Source organism: Bartonella sp. AP40SXNS (genome assembly GCF_042195825.1).
In the GTDB taxonomy this organism is placed as follows: Bacteria; Pseudomonadota; Alphaproteobacteria; order Rhizobiales; family Rhizobiaceae; genus Bartonella.
Window position 1 is genome coordinate 1 of the sequence record NZ_JBHIPB010000127.1, and the last position, 604, is coordinate 604.

Genomic DNA, 604 nt, shown 5'->3' on the forward strand with positions numbered 1-604 from the left:
ACATTATTAACCTGTTCAGTCAATTTATTCTGAACATTCGTGATAGAACTTCCAACTCCTGCAAGTGCATCCGCTACATTCGTATATTTCTTGTCAAAAGAAGTACCATCCTCACTAAACTGCTTGATCTTGAAATCCGGTTCTCTCCATATACCCACTTCATCATATCCAGCACCTCCACCAAAATAGGTTGCAAGCGTGTTACCCATTGTATAGAGCTGACCACCATTTACTGCATCTGTTGAGTTTTGGGTAATCTCACCTCTGTCTAGAAACGTAATTCTACTGTTTTCCTGTCTCCTTACAGCTCTGCCTTTTTCTTCTTGCTTCTTCTCATGACGCGCTACAAAGGCATTGGCTTCATCATTCCATAACAAAGAATCCTGTGCTACCCCTTCAGAAACTTCTTTAATCCGTGCATTCACATTCTTGATATTTGTATCAAGACCGGCAAAAGCACTCCCAACATCTTTAAAAGAGCCCTCTGTTATATTACCCTTTGTATCAATCTTGGATAAGTTATAAGTTGGTCCCGTCATGGCAGAACCAGCAACTCCTGCACCTCCACCAAAATATTTTGATGTATTCGCCATAGCCGTTTCCA

Annotated in this window: 1 pseudogene; it reads right to left on the bottom strand. The window is 41.1% G+C overall.

Going from position 1 to position 604, the window contains the following annotated elements:
• Positions 1 to 593: pseudogene (locus ACFILZ_RS10135) on the bottom strand (hypothetical protein); the annotation flags it as partial.
• Positions 594 to 604: the final 11 nt, after the last annotated feature.